The 15122-nt window shown below is 56.8% G+C and carries 13 protein-coding genes and 3 pseudogenes; 7 read left to right on the forward strand and 9 right to left on the reverse strand.

Annotated features, from left to right (window positions below; translation table 11 throughout):
* The first annotated feature begins 524 nt into the window (after positions 1-524).
* Positions 525-1418, forward strand: a complete 894-nt coding sequence (locus tag MME58_RS07365) for an alpha/beta hydrolase (RefSeq protein ID WP_054986937.1) — start codon at positions 525-527, stop codon at positions 1416-1418.
* Between the two features lie 316 nt (positions 1419-1734).
* Here the strand turns inward: MME58_RS07365 and MME58_RS07370 are convergent, their stop codons facing one another.
* Complete coding sequence (locus tag MME58_RS07370; protein ID WP_055005983.1) at positions 1735-2076, reverse strand: hypothetical protein; 342 nt, start codon at positions 2074-2076, stop codon at positions 1735-1737.
* A gap of 47 nt (positions 2077-2123) precedes the next feature.
* On the opposite strand from MME58_RS07370, the gene MME58_RS07375 reads away from it, so the two are divergent.
* Positions 2124-2993: a hypothetical protein gene (locus MME58_RS07375; protein WP_054986935.1), complete on the forward strand. Its 870-nt coding sequence runs from the start codon at positions 2124-2126 to the stop codon at positions 2991-2993.
* 49 nt (positions 2994-3042) lie between these two features.
* On the opposite strand, the gene MME58_RS28005 is transcribed toward MME58_RS07375, so the two are convergent.
* The 3 genes and pseudogenes from MME58_RS28005 to MME58_RS07385 all read right to left on the reverse strand — a co-directional run bounded on the left by MME58_RS28005 (position 3043) and on the right by MME58_RS07385 (position 4580).
* On the reverse strand, positions 3043-3177 hold the full coding sequence (locus MME58_RS28005) for a helix-turn-helix domain-containing protein (RefSeq protein WP_443096886.1): 135 nt from the start codon (positions 3175-3177) through the stop codon (positions 3043-3045).
* Between the two features lie 9 nt (positions 3178-3186).
* A pseudogene (locus MME58_RS28010) lies at positions 3187-3408 on the reverse strand (recombinase family protein); the annotation flags it as partial.
* Positions 3409-3429: 21 nt separating this feature from the next.
* A protein-coding gene (locus MME58_RS07385; protein ID WP_241409120.1) for an IS3 family transposase occupies positions 3430-4580 on the reverse strand; the annotation gives its coding sequence in 2 pieces (ribosomal slippage) (positions 3430-4346 and positions 4346-4580; 1152 coding nt in all).
* Between the two features lie 242 nt (positions 4581-4822).
* Between MME58_RS07385 and MME58_RS07390 the strand changes: the two are divergent.
* A pseudogene (locus MME58_RS07390) lies at positions 4823-5685 on the forward strand (tyrosine-type recombinase/integrase).
* A 570-nt stretch (positions 5686-6255) separates the two neighbouring features.
* Here MME58_RS07390 and pilM read toward each other — a convergent pair.
* Both pilM and MME58_RS07400 read right to left on the reverse strand, forming a co-directional pair.
* A pseudogene (gene pilM, locus MME58_RS07395) lies at positions 6256-6504 on the reverse strand (type IV pilus biogenesis protein PilM); the annotation flags it as partial.
* A 274-nt stretch (positions 6505-6778) separates the two neighbouring features.
* The gene (locus MME58_RS07400; RefSeq protein WP_054985008.1) at positions 6779-8377 is read right to left on the reverse strand and encodes a glycoside hydrolase family 28 protein; all 1599 of its coding nucleotides are present in this window, start codon (positions 8375-8377) and stop codon (positions 6779-6781) included.
* A gap of 395 nt (positions 8378-8772) precedes the next feature.
* On the opposite strand from MME58_RS07400, the gene nadA reads away from it, so the two are divergent.
* The gene (gene nadA / locus MME58_RS07405; RefSeq protein WP_055007068.1) at positions 8773-9831 is read left to right on the forward strand and encodes a quinolinate synthase NadA; all 1059 of its coding nucleotides are present in this window, start codon (positions 8773-8775) and stop codon (positions 9829-9831) included.
* A 51-nt stretch (positions 9832-9882) separates the two neighbouring features.
* Here nadA and MME58_RS07410 read toward each other — a convergent pair whose 3' ends face one another.
* Positions 9883-11316 (reverse strand): M48 family metalloprotease, encoded by a 1434-nt coding sequence (locus MME58_RS07410; protein ID WP_055007067.1) that lies wholly within the window; start codon positions 11314-11316, stop codon positions 9883-9885.
* Between the two features lie 140 nt (positions 11317-11456).
* On the opposite strand from MME58_RS07410, the gene MME58_RS07415 reads away from it, so the two are divergent.
* Positions 11457-11708, forward strand: a complete 252-nt coding sequence (locus MME58_RS07415; protein WP_054985005.1) for a sulfurtransferase TusA family protein — start codon at positions 11457-11459, stop codon at positions 11706-11708.
* 36 nt (positions 11709-11744) lie between these two features.
* A complete protein-coding gene (locus MME58_RS07420; protein WP_054985004.1) occupies positions 11745-12815 on the forward strand; it encodes an AI-2E family transporter in 1071 nt (356 codons plus the stop codon).
* Positions 12816-12869: 54 nt separating this feature from the next.
* Here MME58_RS07420 and MME58_RS07425 read toward each other — a convergent pair whose 3' ends face one another.
* Positions 12870-13343: a peroxiredoxin gene (locus MME58_RS07425; RefSeq protein ID WP_054985003.1), complete on the reverse strand. Its 474-nt coding sequence runs from the start codon at positions 13341-13343 to the stop codon at positions 12870-12872.
* Positions 13344-13352: 9 nt separating this feature from the next.
* Positions 13353-13916 carry a glycine cleavage system transcriptional repressor gene (locus MME58_RS07430; protein WP_003317383.1) on the reverse strand — a complete coding sequence of 188 codons (564 nt, stop codon included), beginning with the start codon at positions 13914-13916 and terminating at the stop codon, positions 13353-13355.
* Between the two features lie 325 nt (positions 13917-14241).
* On the opposite strand from MME58_RS07430, the gene dapA reads away from it, so the two are divergent.
* Positions 14242-15120 (forward strand): 4-hydroxy-tetrahydrodipicolinate synthase, encoded by an 879-nt coding sequence (gene dapA / locus MME58_RS07435; RefSeq protein WP_055005563.1) that lies wholly within the window; start codon positions 14242-14244, stop codon positions 15118-15120.
* Positions 15121-15122: the final 2 nt, after the last annotated feature.

Below are 15122 nucleotides of genomic sequence, written 5' to 3' on the forward strand. Positions count from 1 at the left end.
CACACCTTGCGCCAAGCGGTAGGCCAAGGCCCGAAAGCACAGACAACCGGAGGCGGCGTAGGAGCTTGCCTCATAGGTTTGTGCATAGCGCATTATCTAGAAAAGTTTGACGTGGAGCGTCTGGTTATCCAGGCACGCACTCGCAAAAAGCTGATCAACCGTGCGCTGGACCTATATCTGCCAGCTTACAAGACGTGTTACTTCGAAAACCTCGACAGCCTTTCCGCGCCTGACGACTTTCACGTCCGCTTCGCATGTAGAGACCAGCATCATTTTTACCAAGAGCGAGCGCAGGCGTTGGCGAGGCAAAGAAACGCAGCATTGGCAAAATCGGCAGCATGCCTTCGCTTCCTGATTTCGACTAATTAAACCCTGCACAACTGCGCGCTATCGCAGCGCAGCCGATGCAGCGTATCGAGACTCTCGATCAAAAAGTCGAGTCCATGATAGCGTTAACACTGTGGCAACCGGGGCCTGTTACGGTAGTCTCAGCCCTATCCGTATGATCTGTAAGAGCCCGAACCATGACCCGAACGATTTTACTGACACTGCTAGTCGTGATATTACTTGCTGCACTGGCTGGCTGTTCGCCCTTGAGGGTGCTGAACAACTTGAACCCGAACGGCTCCGTCGACTATGTTTCCGGCCTGAGCTATGGTCCGGACCCGCGCAACATGCTGGACATCTACACGCCGAAATCGAAACCGGCCAATGCGCCGGTGGTGGTGTTTTTCTATGGCGGAAGCTGGAGAAGAGGGTCCAGGGCTGACTACGCGTTTGTCGGCCAGGCACTGGCGGCACGTGGCATCGTCGCCGTCATTGCCGACTACCGGTTGTACCCACAAGTGCGTTACCCGGACTTTCTTAATGACTCGGCTCAGGCGGTGGCTTGGACGTACAAACACATCAAAACCTACGGCGGCGATCCCGAACGTCTGTTTGTGATGGGTCACAGTGCGGGCGCCTACAACGCGGCGATGCTGGCCCTTGATCCTCGCTGGCTGGTGCGTGAAGGATTGTCGCCGTCGATTCTCAGCGGCTGGATCGGGCTGGCCGGGCCTTACGACTTCTTGCCCATAGAGGAAGAGGAAGTGAGACCAGTGTTCTTCTACCCGAACTCGCCTCCGGAGTCGCAGCCTGTCAAGTACGTGAGCGCCAGCGCACCACCGGCGCTGCTGATGGCCTCGCGCAACGACACAGTGGTCAACCCAGAGCGCAACACCGGCGGCCTGGCGCAGAAGCTGCGAGCAGCAGGCGTGCCTGCGCGTGACGTGTATTTCTCGCGCACCAATCACGGCACGCTGGTCGGCGCGTTCGCCAAAGTGTTGAGCGGCCTGGCACCGGTTGCGGACGAAGTTGAGATGTTCGTCAACAATACGCCGCACAAGCACCCGGCCGCGAAAGCACCGGCTCAGTGAGTGAACCAGCCACGTGTCAGGCGCCAGGCAATGGAGCCCAGGCTCAATCAACGGGCTGACGGTGCGGGGACCGATCCTCAACGCTCAGACGATCGCGCAGATGAGGTACGTGAAGCCCTGAGAGGGGGAAGGTGCGTCCACACCTAGGATCAGCGGCAAAATAACCTGCGATGATGCAGGGGGGCGCCTCAGAAAACGGATTTTAAAGTACGCTAAGCGATTTCACTCGTCGTAATGGTCAGAATTTCCCCGCGCTGTTGCCGCTAAAGCTGGATTTCCACATCAGTGAAAGCTCTGCGCGCAGATTAATGTTGCTTCAGCGACTATGGCATAGATTAGGGAACTTGCTTGGTGGGAACCTGACCCGGCCAAATGACGACATAGCTAGCATGATGAAAGTATTTAATTCGTTGAGATAAAATGAAAATACATAACGCTGGCCTAACCCCACCTTTGCCGGGCATTTCGAATGGAAACGTTGGAAAGGCGGCGCAATCATCAATAACTCAACCGCAGAGCCAGCAAGGCTCTCATGGCTTGCCACCAGAAAGCTCTGAGACTCGCCCTGATAGGGCGCGTGCGAACTATCCATATTCATCAGTACAAACACGGTTGCCGCCCGTTGCGTCTGCTGGGAAACCGCTGCCTGATACACCATCTTCTTTGCCCGGCTACTTACTGTTGCGAAGGCTGGACCATCGCCCTGTGGATCAGGAAGGTACCAAAAGTCTGATCCCGGCAGACAAGGCTGTGGCTGAAGCGCGCCGTGCATTGCCCTTTGGAAGAGGCAATATTGATGTGGATGCGCAACTTTCCAATCTGGAAAGTGGAGCCCGCACCCTTGCAGCGAGGTGCTTGAGAAAAGATGCCGAGGCCGCCGGTCATGAGCCTATGCCTGCGAATGAGCAGATGAACTGGCATGTTCTTGTTGCGATGTCAGGCCAGGTGTTCGGCGCGGGCAACTGTGGCGAACATGCTCGTATAGCGAGCTTCGCCTATGGAGCTTTGGCCCAGGAAAACGGACGATCTGAAGATGAAAACATCTACTTGGCTGCATCGACTGAGGAAGATCATGTGTGGGCTGAAACCGACGAATCCCAGTCTGGCACCTCAACGATTGTCATGGATCCGTGGTCAAATGGTTCAGCCATATTTGCGGAGGACAGTAGGTTTGCGAAAAATCGAAATGCTGTAGAGCGTATGGATACGTTTAATCTTTCAACCGCAGCCGAAGCGGGCAAAATTACGCGTGAGACAGCCGAGAAGGCTTTGACGCAGGTCACAACCCGATTGCAGAAACGCCTGGCGGATCAGCAGGAGCAAGTCTCGCCCATCAAAAGTGGTCGCTATCGACCAGAAAAATCGGTACTTGATGATGCATTTGTCCGCAGAGTGAGCGACAAGTTGACCTCCCCTGATTTGCGGCGTGCACTACAGGTAGATATTGAAGCGGTCGGAGTCGCAATGTCGCTCGGCACCAAGGGCGTCAAGGAAGCTACTCGACAAGCCCGACCTTTGGTTGAGCTTGCAGTGAAGGTCGCCTCTCCTCAAGGCTTGGCGAGACGAGATGTCTGAAACCTGAACTCGCATTTTAAAGTACGTTAAGAATAAGCGCTCCATTCATTCACGATGCCAGCGCTTTGTAGACCGTCGAACGACCGATCTTCAGCTGCCTGGCAATCTCCATCGCACTGACACCCTGATCGTGCAGGGTGAAGACATCGGCCTTATTCACCTTAGGTTTACGGCCAAATTTCACGCCCTTGGCCTTGGCTTCCAAACGACCTTCGTTGGTACGTTCCAGTATGCGCAGGCGCTCGGCCTGAGCCACCGCAGACAGGATGGTGACCACCATTTTTCCCATGGTCCCCTCTGTACTGATGCCATCATCCAGAAAACGGACGGCCACGCCCATGTCGTCGAACTCTTTGATGAGCTGAATCATGTCCGCAGTATCGCGACCTAATCGGTCAAGTTTTTTTACCAAGACAACTGAATCGCCCCTGGTTTCCTAGACACTCTCCAAGCTCAGGAAATAACGTTTCTCATACTCTACTGGAGACAGCTGCATAGCACTGCTGTGCCGGCGTTTAGGGTTATAGAACATTTCGATGTAATCGAAAATATCACTTCGGGCGTCTTCACGCGTTGTGTAGATCTTTCGTCGTATTCGCTCCCGCTTCAAAAGCTGGAAAAAGCTCTCGGCTACGGCATTGTCGTGGCAGTTTCCTCGCCGACTCATGCTGCTGATTACATTGTTGGCCTTCAAGAAGCTTTGCCAGTCTGAACTACTGTACTGACTGCCTTGGTCTGAGTGGATCATTACTTGCTGCTGTGGTTTGCGTCGCCACACAGCCATCAACATCGCATCGATAGCCAGGTCGCTGCACATCCTTGGCTTCATTGACCAACCAATTACTTGGCGTGAGAACAGATCCAGCACTACTGCCAGGTAGAGCCATCCTTCATAGGTGCGGATGTAAGTGATATCGGTCACCCAGACCTTGTTCGGCTCACTGACCTTGAACTGCCGCGCGAGGTGGTTGGGCGAGGCCACTGTTGGTTTTCCACCGTAAAACCCTGGACGCCGCCGATAGCCCGTTTGCGAACGCAGCCCCTCCGCCTGCATCAAGCGCCCGACCCGATTTCGCCCGCATGCCTCTCCCAGCTCACGTAGGTCATCGTGAATTTTGCGATAGCCGTATACACCTCCGCTTTCCAGCCAAGCGTGTTTGATCAAGCCAAGCAGACGTTGATCTTCTTTCGCTCGGGCAGATTGAGGCTCGGCCAGCCAAGCGTAGTAGCCGCTGGCGTGCACCTTGAGGGTTTGGCAAAGGCGCCTCACCGGGTAAGCAGTCGAGTGCTTCTTGATGAAGGCGTACTTCAGCCACACTCCTTGGCAAAGTACGCGGCGGCCTTTTTTAAGATGTCTCGCTCTTCAGTCACGCGCTTAAGTTCAGCGTGTGGATTGCGCAGTTCTGCCTGCTGATCGTCGTCTTGCTGACGCTGCTCTTGGGGCTTGCTGTAGACCTTGATCCAGGCGTAAAGGCTGTGCACGGACATGCCCAGGCGCTGGGCGACATCGGCGACAGGTTTGCCTTTTTCGGTCACTTGCTTGACCGCTTCGATCTTGAATTCTTCGGGGTAACGCTGACGACTCATGGCACCTCCTATTTGGGCCTCATTATGAGGCTTGGAGGTGTCTAGGAAACCAGGGACGATTCACTCTTCCCTTCTACGGTACAGAGATCTACACCAGCTCACCGCGCCATCCTCGCGTCGAGGAAGTAGTCCATCGTTGCCGGGTGATCCACACAAAAAACTGGAAGGTAGCTTAGATGTCCCAGCTTGTTATCCAACCTGAGCGTCGGCTGACGGCTGCGGAGTTTCAGCACCTGGCTGCGATGCCTGCGGCAGTGGAGTGGTTCGCCAATATCGACAACCCACGCACGCGTCGTGCGTACCAGAATGACCTGCAGGACTTCTGCAGCTTTGTCGGTCTGGCTGGCGCCGAGGAATTTCGCGCTGTTACCCGATCTCACGTTTTAGCCTGGCGCGCACAGTTGGAACTGCGAGGCCTGGCCGGTGCCACGATCCGGCGCAAACTGGCGGCGCTGGCCAGCTTGTTCGATCATCTCCTGGAGAACAACGCGGTCGCCGGCGGCAATCCCGTGCATGGCGTCAAACGGCCTCGCGTCGAGAGCAATGAAGGCAAGACACCGGCCCTTGGTGATCACCAGGCCAAGCAGCTGCTCGATGCTCCGGACACTGAAACGCTCAAGGGTCTGCGCGACCGGGCAATTCTGGCCGTGCTGCTGTACCACGGCCTGCGTCGGGAGGAAGCGGCGCAACTAAAGACCGGCGACCTGCAGGAGCGAGGTGGCATCAAACACCTGCGGGTGCATGGCAAAGGCAGCAAGATCCGCTTTCTGCCGCTCCATCCAGTGGCCGCCGAGCGTATCTAGAGCGGGATGTTGAACGAGACGCTGCGCCAGGTGCGCTGTTTCGCTCGATGCGTGGGACCACCACAGGTGCTGGTATCACGGCGAACGGCCTTTACACCATTGTTGGCCAGTGGGCACGGGTGGCGGGCATTAAAGTAGAGCGGTTAGGTGTGCATGGTTTGCAAGCCACGGCGGCTACCAACGCGCTGGAGCATGATGCGGATATCGCCAAGGTGCAGATGTGGCTGGGGCACGCCAATATCAGTACCACGAGGCTATATGACCGGCGCGGCCAGCGGCCGGAGGATTCTCCGACTTTTTAAGGTCAAATACTGAGAACCGCTGGTTTTGGGACCCTCTGCGTACTACCGTTCGTCAGTTGGTGAGGGCCGATTGGACTACTGCTGCCAGCGCATGGGAAATCGCCAGAAATGCTCGTAGAGGTGTCCCGGATACTTCCAGCTACCTCAAAACGCCATTTCTACGAAAAACGCTTGTTCAGAAAAACCCCCGCGCAAGGCGGGGGCTAGTGGCATCACCATCGATATCAGGTGGCAATGCAATTTTCTTGCGATTAACATCGATGCAACACATGACACATACAACGGGACCTAGGAAATCTCAGAGTATTGCGGGTAAACCCCTTGCGTCAACTCCTCTAGGGGGTTTACTCGCTGTCGTGTGGAGATGTCAGGAGCCTAACCCTGATCCCATCCACTCTGCGAGGACATCGCCATGCTGCGATTCATACCTGAAGAGTTGATCAGAGCGCTGCAGACCGTGTACTGGTCTATTCGTCTGATTCGACTAATTCAACAAGTCTAAGTAACAGCAGCAGGGGCATTCGCCTCTGCTACCTTTGTGTTTGCATCTGTGACGATCCGTCAATGGACTCATTGGTAAGCCACGGCTGCGCCGTTGGGTACTGTCGCCGACAGTGCGATTCCTACGTTACCTGATGACGGAGTGACAAGGCTCCCAGACGACGCCGTGCCGATGGACAGCGATCCCTCAGTCAAATTGATCATCTCTGAAACAAGACCGGGAGGAGGTGATCCGAAGAACGCGTAACTTCGTCCAGCATCGATCACTCCATCCACTCCAGAGTAACGAGCGTACCAAGTGGGCAGAACCAATTGGTCGTAGGTTCGAATCCCACACGACCCACCATTTCAAAAATCTGGAAGGCCCATGAAAATGAGGATTTCCGGATTTTTTTTGCTTTGCGGATTGTGGTGCGTGGATTGCTGCTTTGGGCTTTCTGCGTTTGGTTGGGGCTGTGATCTGTAGAGCAAGCGATGAATCGTTCGAAGCTGAGGGCAGGCGTCATCTTTTGAGTGAGATACGCATCCAGACGAGCAGCCGTCTGCGGAGGACTTCAATTCCCCCCGCAGCCTCGGCTGAAAATAATATCCGTTAAAACGGAGCTCCAGGCACCACGGATTTCATCGGAACAAACGCTGCCGTGCAATCGACCGGCGTGCCGTCTCCAGGACTGCCGGACACCGTGACGTCATCTTTTATCGAAGGCACCAGCTTATTGGCGAAACTCAACGGCCCTGGTCCCAAAGTGAAGTGGGTCGCGGTAAGCCCGGTGAAGCTGGGCTGGGCTCCATCGAAAACAACGTTATTCAGCGTAATGGAAATCGGCCGTTTCTGGCCGTTGTCGCTGTAGCCGACAAAGGTCGTCTTGCCACCACCGAATCGTGGGCTACCCAAATAATGAAACCCCTTCACGGTAATGCCGCTGAAGTCGGGGTACGAGGTTCCACTGCTGCTGCCATAGTTGGTGTCGAACACCATCGGGAATTTGACGTTGCGCATGCACACGTTTTCGTAACGAATACCTTCTACCGTTCCGCCGCTTTTGGCGTTCGACTTGATTCTCAGTCCAATGCCGTCCTGGCTGTCTGCGCCATCCGCTGCCAAATCCACAACGTTGACATTGTGCACGCCTCCACTGGTCTCACTGCCGATGGAAAGGCCGTGCCCGTAGTAGAAATGATTGTGTGCGAACATCAGGTCTCGACTGCCAGTGGTTCTGCTGGACTTTATGCCAACGTTGTCATCGCCGGTGCTGATATAGGAGTAGGCCAGGAGTACCTTGTTCGATTGGCCTGGGTCGAAGCCGTCCGTGTTCTTTACGGTTTCCGGAGTAAAGCAGGTGCCCGGGGTCTTCTGGTCGGGAGTCGAACCGGCCGGGCAATGGTAGCCCTCTACGCTGTAGACCCGACTGGGGGTCAGAATCCTGATCCCCCACACAGTCACCCCCGTCACGCCATCAGTCACGATGTTGAAGTCTGGCGCGTTTTGCAGCGTCAGCCCTTGGATGACGAAGTCCGTTCCGCCGCTGACTTGTATGAGGCGTGGCTTTTGCTGATAAACGTTGGACAGAGTCTTTTGGTAAACAAGGTCCCACCAACTGCGCAGATTGGCGTTTGCCCCGGCGGTAAGCACGCTTCCGCCGCGACCATCTATGACGCCTTTACCGATAACACCGCTGGAGTGGGTGTTTTTGGCGGAGATCAGTGAGCTGCAGGCATCCTGATTGGCAACCGTAGTCACGCCACACGTGCCTTTGCCGTTGTCGTAGTCCTTGGGGTTGCGTGAGGCGAAGAGCGTAACGCCCTCGTCAATCCAGAGTGTTACGCCGGATTTCAATTGCAGAGGGCCGCTGAGGAATGCCGAGGCACCGCCCGCACCCTTGATCAGTTGTACCGCTTGTCCGACTGCGCATCCATTGATTGCGCTCTGGATTTTGTCCTGATCAGGCCTGGAGTCGAGCGCTGCACCGTCGACGCTGTCCAGCGAGCCGTCTTTGGGGGAGAGTGTTGCTTGAATCTGCTTGCAGACTGGCGGGCTGGGTGGCTCGTTGATGGTGCCCCAGGGCGTTACCACGGCGGCGTCGCTGGCCGCCTGTGCGGGCATGACGGAGGTGATCGAAATAGTCGCGCAAGTGGCTATCCAGATGGTCTGCCGAAAAGTTTTTCGGGCGAAGTGCAGGGGGGCTGGCATTTGTGAGACCTGTCAAATTGGATGTTCAAATTGAGTCAGACAAGATAATTTAAGAATGTGTCAATTAGAAAATAATTACAGATTATATCTTTTTCATGTTACGGAATAAGTGCTTGTCCGATGGGCTTGAAGAACCGTTCTCATTGCCGCAGGTGAGGCCAGAAACTTCTGGCAAATCAGGTTTTTGCCGTTAGAATCGGCGCGCCTTCAGGTGCCGGGCCGATAGTTGCTGAACATCGGTCACCTGCTTGACTGCACACAGCGCGGCCTTTGTCGGGCGATGTATGCGCAACGCTGGAGTGACCTTCGTCGATCAGGGTTTCCGGCTTTTTTATTGCCTGTATTTCGGGTGTAAACTCGCCTTTCGCGCTCTAGCGCCTTCAGGTCCCGTGAACATGACACAGATTTCCGAACGCTTTCTGGTGCAGGCTCATCTCGATGCGAAGCAGCCCAGGACATTGAACCCTGAAGAACAGGCGCGCTACCGTGCCGAGATTGCTGCCGAGCTTAAAAAGCAGGACGCCGTGCTGGTCGCTCACTATTATTGCGACCCTGTCATTCAGGCCCTGGCCGAGGAAACCGGCGGTTGTGTGGCCGACTCTCTGGAAATGGCGCGTTTCAGCAATAACCACGCGGCCAGCACTGTGCTGGTAGCGGGTGTACGTTTCATGGGCGAAACCGCGAAGATTCTCAACCCGGAAAAACGCGTATTCATGCCGACGCTGGAAGCCACCTGTTCGCTGGACATAGGGTGCCCGGTCGATGAGTTTTCCGCGTTCTGCGATCAACACCCGGAGCGTACTGTCGTGGTGTATGCCAACACTTCGGCAGCGGTCAAAGCCCGTGCTGACTGGGTAGTGACTTCTGGCTGTGCGCTGGAAATCGTCGAAAGCCTGATGGATAACGGAGAGAAAATCATCTGGGCACCAGACAAGCACCTCGGGCGCTATATCCAGCGCGAAACCGGTGCCGACATGCTGTTATGGGACGGTGCTTGCATCGTCCATGAAGAGTTCAAATCCAAGCAGCTTGAGGACATGAAAGCCTTGTATCCCGAGGCAGCGATACTGGTTCACCCCGAGTCGCCGGAATCGGTAATAGAACTGGCGGATGTGGTCGGCTCCACCAGTCAGATGATTGCGGCGGCGCAGCGCCTGCCCAACAAGACATTTATCGTGGCCACTGATCGGGGCATTTTTTACAAGATGCAGCAGTTGTGCCCGGACAAGGTCTTCATTGAGGCACCCACGGCCGGTAACGGCGCTGCGTGCCGAAGCTGTGCACATTGTCCGTGGATGGCAATGAACACGCTTGAGCGCACCTTGCAGTGCCTGCGCGAGGGTAGTAACGAGATATTCGTTGATCCGGCGCTGATCCCCAACGCCGTGCGCCCGTTGCAGCGCATGCTGGACTTCACTCAGGCAGCGCGCCTGCGTCAGGCAGGCAATGCCTGACAGATGTGATCAAAAGCCCGGCGCAAGCGCCGGGCTTTTCGATTCCGATGATCAGTTCATCATGTCCTTGACCATTCGCTCTTGCTCGATCAGGTCCTTTTGCCGTGCATCAATGCGTGACGCCAGCTGGAAGTTATTGGCAGCACGCCGTTTGGCGAAGTCCAGTTGCTGAATCGCCTGACGGAAATCGCCGACCAGAGCGAAATATTCCGCACGCGCCTGATGCAAGCCGATGGTGTTGCCATTCAAGCCACGGGTTTCTGCCACGACATACCAGATGTCCGGATCATCCGGGCGGGTCTTGAGTAGCGCTTCAAGGCTTTTTTCAGCCTCGGCCGTGCGGTTTTGCTTGAGCAGCACGTCGATACGCACGTCATTGAGCGGATAGTTGCCGGGGTACAGCGTCAGCATGCGATCGACACGCTGCTGGGCATCCGCCAGTCGATTGTTGGTGATGTCCAGGTCGATCTGCGTGAGGTTGTAGGTGATGTCGTTCGGCGCTTTTTCGAGTAGTGGCTTGAGGGTTTCCCTGGCCTCGTTCAACTGTCCGCCCTTGATCTGTGCGATGGCCAGGCCATAGCGGGCCGGATCCGAGTTCGGGTTCTCGACCAGTTGCGCACGAAAACGCTTGGCGGCGATGCCAGGTGTTTCTTCGTAGATCAGCGCAACGCGAGCGCGCATCAGTTGATACAGCAAGCTGTCTTCCTTGCCACCGGGCTTGGCTTGCTCGGCACGGTTGCGTGTGTCGGCGATACGCGATTCGCTGACCGGGTGAGTCAGCAGAAACTCGGGTGGCCTGGCATCGAACCGGTACTGACGCATCAGGCGCTCGAACATGGTCGGCATGTTGCGCGGGTCATAACCTGCCTTCTCCAGATTGAGAATGCCGATGCGGTCGGCCTCCTGCTCGTTCTGACGCGAAAAGCGGCGTTGCTCTTGGATCGCGGCAGCCTGTGAGCCCGCGATGGTTGCGATACCGGCATCACCCGCGCCTGCGGCTGCCATGACAATGCCCGCCAGCATCGCCGCCATCACCGGCACCTGCATGCGTTGCTGCGCCTCCATACCTCTGGCGAAATGGCGCTGCGACAAGTGAGCGAGCTCGTGGGCCAGCACCGATGCGTATTCGCCCTCGGTCTGGGCATTGAGGAACAGCCCGCCGTTGACGCCGATAATCCCGCCGGGCGCGGCAAAGGCGTTGAGCTGCGGGCTGTTGATCAAGATAAATTCGAGGCGTCGGTCCTGAACCTGGCTGGTCTCGGCCAGGCGATATACCGAGGTCTCGACGTAGTCCTTGAGTTGCGGGTCTGACAGTTGCGCCACCTGGCCGCGCAGCAATCCCAGCCATGCGCGACCCAGGCGGTGTTCCTGTTCGGGGGAGACAATCGAGGAGCTGGCATCACCCAGCGAGGGCAAATCATCAGCCATGCCGTGTGTCGCGAACAGGCAAGCCAGGGTGAGCAGTGTAGGACGCAAAAAATTCATGCACGAAGCTCTGGTCAGAAGAACCTGTACTGTAGCTGGCCGAATGGCGTGCTGACCAGAGTGAGGTATCCTTGCCGCCTTGTCCGCCATGCCTTTTCGGACCTGCTTTGTAATTCGATGTGTCCGCCTGGAGAGAAACAATGTCTGACGCTGTAACGCGCCCCGAGGCCTGTGACGCCGAACTGGATGCCAGCGGTCTCAACTGTCCGCTGCCGTTGCTGAAAGCCAAGATGGAGCTCAACCGCTTGGCCAGTGGTGCGGTACTGAAAGTAATCGCCACCGACGCCGGATCGCAGCGGGATTTTCGAACTTTTGCCAGACTTGCCGGGCATGAGTTGCTGCATGAAGAGGTCGATGCCGGCATTTATCGTTACTGGCTACGCAAGGCTTGAACCACTGCCGCCGTTTTTTTCCGAAAAGGATGTTTGATGTTCAATGTGCTTCGCAATTGGGTGCAACGCTATTTCTCTGACGAGGAGGCGGTGGTACTGGCGGTTTTGTTGTTTCTGGCGTTCACCCTCGTCCTGACGCTGGGCGGCATGCTGGCTCCGGTCATCGCCGGGCTGGTTCTGGCGTTTCTGATGCACGGGCTGGTCAGTGTTCTTGAGCGTATGCGCATGCCGGAAATGGCCGCAGTCGGTCTGGTGTTCACGTTGTTCATCGGCGTGTTGCTGTTATTTCTGCTGGTTCTGGTGCCGCTGCTCTGGCATCAGTTGATTACGCTGTTCAACGAGGCACCGGGCATGCTCGCCAAATGGCAATCGGTACTGCTGTTGCTGCCCGAGCGCTATCCACACCTGGTCTCCGACGAGCAAGTGTTGCTGGCGATCGAAGTCGCCCGTGGTGAAGTGGGCAAGATCGGCCAGTTGGCGCTGACGTTCTCGATCTCCAGCCTGCCGTTGCTGGTCAATCTGATGATCTATCTGGTGCTGGTGCCGATTCTGGTGTTCTTCTTCCTCAAGGACCGGCACATGATCGGCCGTTGGGCGCGCGGCTATCTGCCTCGTGAGCGTGCGTTGATCAACCGGGTGGCGAATGAGATGAAGCGCCAGATTGCCAATTATATTCGCGGCAAGGTCATCGAGATTTTTATCTGCGGTGGCGTGACCTATATCGCATTCGCTGCGCTCGGGCTCAACTACGCCGCGCTGCTGGCAATGCTGGTGGGCATATCGGTGGTCGTGCCTTATGTCGGCGCGGTGGTGGTGACGGTGCCAGTGGCGTTGATCGGCCTGTTTCAGTGGGGCTGGGGTGATCAGTTCATCTACCTGATGATCGCCCACGGGATCATTCAGGCGCTGGATGGCAACGTTCTGGTACCGCTGCTGTTTTCAGAAGCCGTCAATCTGCACCCGGTGGCAATCATTTGCGCCGTTCTGCTGTTTGGCGGTCTGTGGGGGTTCTGGGGGATCTTCTTTGCGATTCCGCTGGCAACGCTGTTCAAGGCTGTACTTGACGCCTGGCCACGCAACGAGCCAACGGTAGCGCCTTTGCTTTAACGGGCGAGGCCGGACCGCTGCGACAGCCAGCCTGCCGCAGCGGTCACCTGCGCATCAGCCCTTGTTCAGCGCTTCGGCCTGCGCCAACACTTCAGCCACATGGCCAGGCACCTTCACGCCGCGCCATTCCTGACGCAGTACGCCTTCCTTGTCGATCAGAAACGTGCTGCGGTCAACGCCAAGGTATTCCTTGCCGTATAGCTTTTTGAGCTTGATGACGTCGAACAATTGGCAAAGCGCCTCTTCCTTGTCCGAAATCAGTTCGAACGGGAAAGACTGCTTGGCCTTGAAGTTTTCATGGGTCTTCAGGCTGTCCCGGGAAACGCCCAGCACAACCGTGTTGGCCGCCTGAAACTGCGCAATATGGTCTCGAAAGTCCTGGCCCTGCGTGGTGCAGCCGGGCGTGTTGTCTTTCGGATAAAAATAAATGACCACCTGCTGACCCTTGAGCGCAGACAGCTCGACAGTCTGTCCGCTGGTAGCGGGTGCCTGAAAATCGGGAACCGGTTGATCTACTGTGACGGTCATGGGAACTCCTTACATTGGGGCTTGCGGGCGCCAGGGTTCAATCAGTGCGTCCAGATTCAGTGCATCGGCGAAATCGAGAAATTGATCGCGCAGCCAGCTGATCTGAGTACCTGCCGGCAGTGTCACCGTGAAGGTGGCATTGAGCATGGTGCCACCGGTTTGCGGAGCCTGATACGTGTCACAGATCAGGTTCTCCAGCTCGACGTTATGGTCAATGAAGAACTGACACAGCTCATTGATGATGTCCGGGCGGTACGCCGAGCTGACGTAAGCCACGTACGGCAGAGCTTCCGGACGGTTCTCCAGCGTAGCGCTGCGCACGACGCTGGTCGTGAATGCATGCTTCTTGGAAAGGCTCGACAGGCCGGTTTCAAGGCGCGCCAGAGCGTCCCAGCTGCCCGACACCTGAAGAATCAGCGCACTGCACTCGCCGTGGCGGGTGAGGCGCGAGGTGACGACCGAGCAGCGGTTTTCATGGCTGGCGCGGCACAGGACGTTGGTCAGCTCCATGGGGTTGGCGCCAAGGGCACTGATGACAAGGAATTGTTCGCGAACTGTGGGGGTGGACGACATGCAGCATTCCTAGACGATGAGCGGTCGGTACTTTTTCGGCCTTGCGGGGCTGTTTCGACAATCGGTGGCGCAAGATACCTTGTCGGGTCCCGGAGCGCCTTGCTTGCATGGGCTTGCCATGACTGGGCTGGAGTGCACTGGGGCAGGGCTTCTGGCGACAAATTCGACCGATTGAGCGAGGTGCGCAGGTGACCAGTACCGATCAAAGGACGAAGGGTAGCGAAAACCATCGCTCAGGGGAATGCTCAGAGCGCGGTACTTCGCTTGTACAAGGCTGATAGCGCCAGTACCATTACGGCTCTCTTTTTCCGGCAGGAGCGGTTGCATGATTGCGGGCAGTATGGTGGCACTGGTCACACCAATGGATGCACAAGGTCGTCTGGACTGGGACAGCCTGAGCAAACTGGTTGACTTCCACTTGCAAGAGGGCACCAACGCCATTGTTGCCGTAGGCACCACCGGTGAATCGGCGACGCTGGATGTGAACGAACACATCGAAGTCATTCGCCGGGTGGTCACCCAGGTTGCAGGTCGTATCCCGGTCATCGCCGGTACGGGTGCCAATTCGACGCGTGAAGCCGTCGAACTGACCACCAATGCCAAAAACGCTGGTGCCGATGCGTGCCTGCTGGTGACGCCTTACTACAACAAGCCGACCCAGGAAGGGCTGTTCCAGCACTTCAGCCACATCGCCAATGCAGTCGACATCCCGCAAATCCTTTATAACGTGCCGGGACGTACGGCCTGCGACATGCTTCCGGAGACCGTTGCGCGCCTGTCGAAGGTGAAAAACATCATCGGCATCAAGGAAGCCACCGGCAACCTGCAACGCGCCAAGGACATCCTGGCCAGCGTCAGCAGCGATTTTCTGGTGTACTCCGGTGACGACGCCACAGCGGTCGAATTGATGCTGCTGGGCGGCAAGGGCAATATTTCCGTCACCGCCAACGTTGCACCGCGCGCCATGAGCGATCTGTGCGCAGCGGCCATGCGTGGCGATGCCGAGGCTGCACGGGCGATGCACGAAAAACTCATGCCGCTCAACAACACCCTGTTCATCGAATCCAACCCTATCCCCGTGAAGTGGGCATTGCATGAAATGGGTTTGATGCCAGACGGTATCCGTCTGCCGCTTACCTGGCTCAGCGAAGCCTGTCACGAACCGCTGCGTCAGGCCCTGCGCCAGTCCGGCGTCCTGGTTTAATT

The sequence above is a fragment of the Pseudomonas syringae pv. tagetis genome, from assembly GCF_022557255.1.
Taxonomy (GTDB): Bacteria; Pseudomonadota; Gammaproteobacteria; order Pseudomonadales; family Pseudomonadaceae; genus Aquipseudomonas; species Aquipseudomonas caricapapayae.

Excerpts from the sequence above, each read along its gene's own strand:
- MME58_RS07365 (WP_054986937.1), top strand. The coding sequence starts at position 525 with ATGACCCGAACGATTTTACTGACACTGCTAGTCGTGATATTACTTGCT.
- MME58_RS07370 (WP_055005983.1), bottom strand. The coding sequence starts at position 2,076 with ATGGTGTATCAGGCAGCGGTTTCCCAGCAGACGCAACGGGCGGCAACC.
- MME58_RS07400 (WP_054985008.1), bottom strand. The coding sequence starts at position 8,377 with ATGCCAGCCCCCCTGCACTTCGCCCGAAAAACTTTTCGGCAGACCATC.
- nadA (WP_055007068.1), top strand. The coding sequence starts at position 8,773 with ATGACACAGATTTCCGAACGCTTTCTGGTGCAGGCTCATCTCGATGCG.
- MME58_RS07410 (WP_055007067.1), bottom strand. The coding sequence starts at position 11,316 with ATGAATTTTTTGCGTCCTACACTGCTCACCCTGGCTTGCCTGTTCGCG.
- MME58_RS07415 (WP_054985005.1), top strand. The coding sequence starts at position 11,457 with ATGTCTGACGCTGTAACGCGCCCCGAGGCCTGTGACGCCGAACTGGAT.
- MME58_RS07420 (WP_054985004.1), top strand. The coding sequence starts at position 11,745 with ATGTTCAATGTGCTTCGCAATTGGGTGCAACGCTATTTCTCTGACGAG.
- MME58_RS07425 (WP_054985003.1), bottom strand. The coding sequence starts at position 13,343 with ATGACCGTCACAGTAGATCAACCGGTTCCCGATTTTCAGGCACCCGCT.
- MME58_RS07430 (WP_003317383.1), bottom strand. The coding sequence starts at position 13,916 with ATGTCGTCCACCCCCACAGTTCGCGAACAATTCCTTGTCATCAGTGCC.
- dapA (WP_055005563.1), top strand. The coding sequence starts at position 14,242 with ATGATTGCGGGCAGTATGGTGGCACTGGTCACACCAATGGATGCACAA.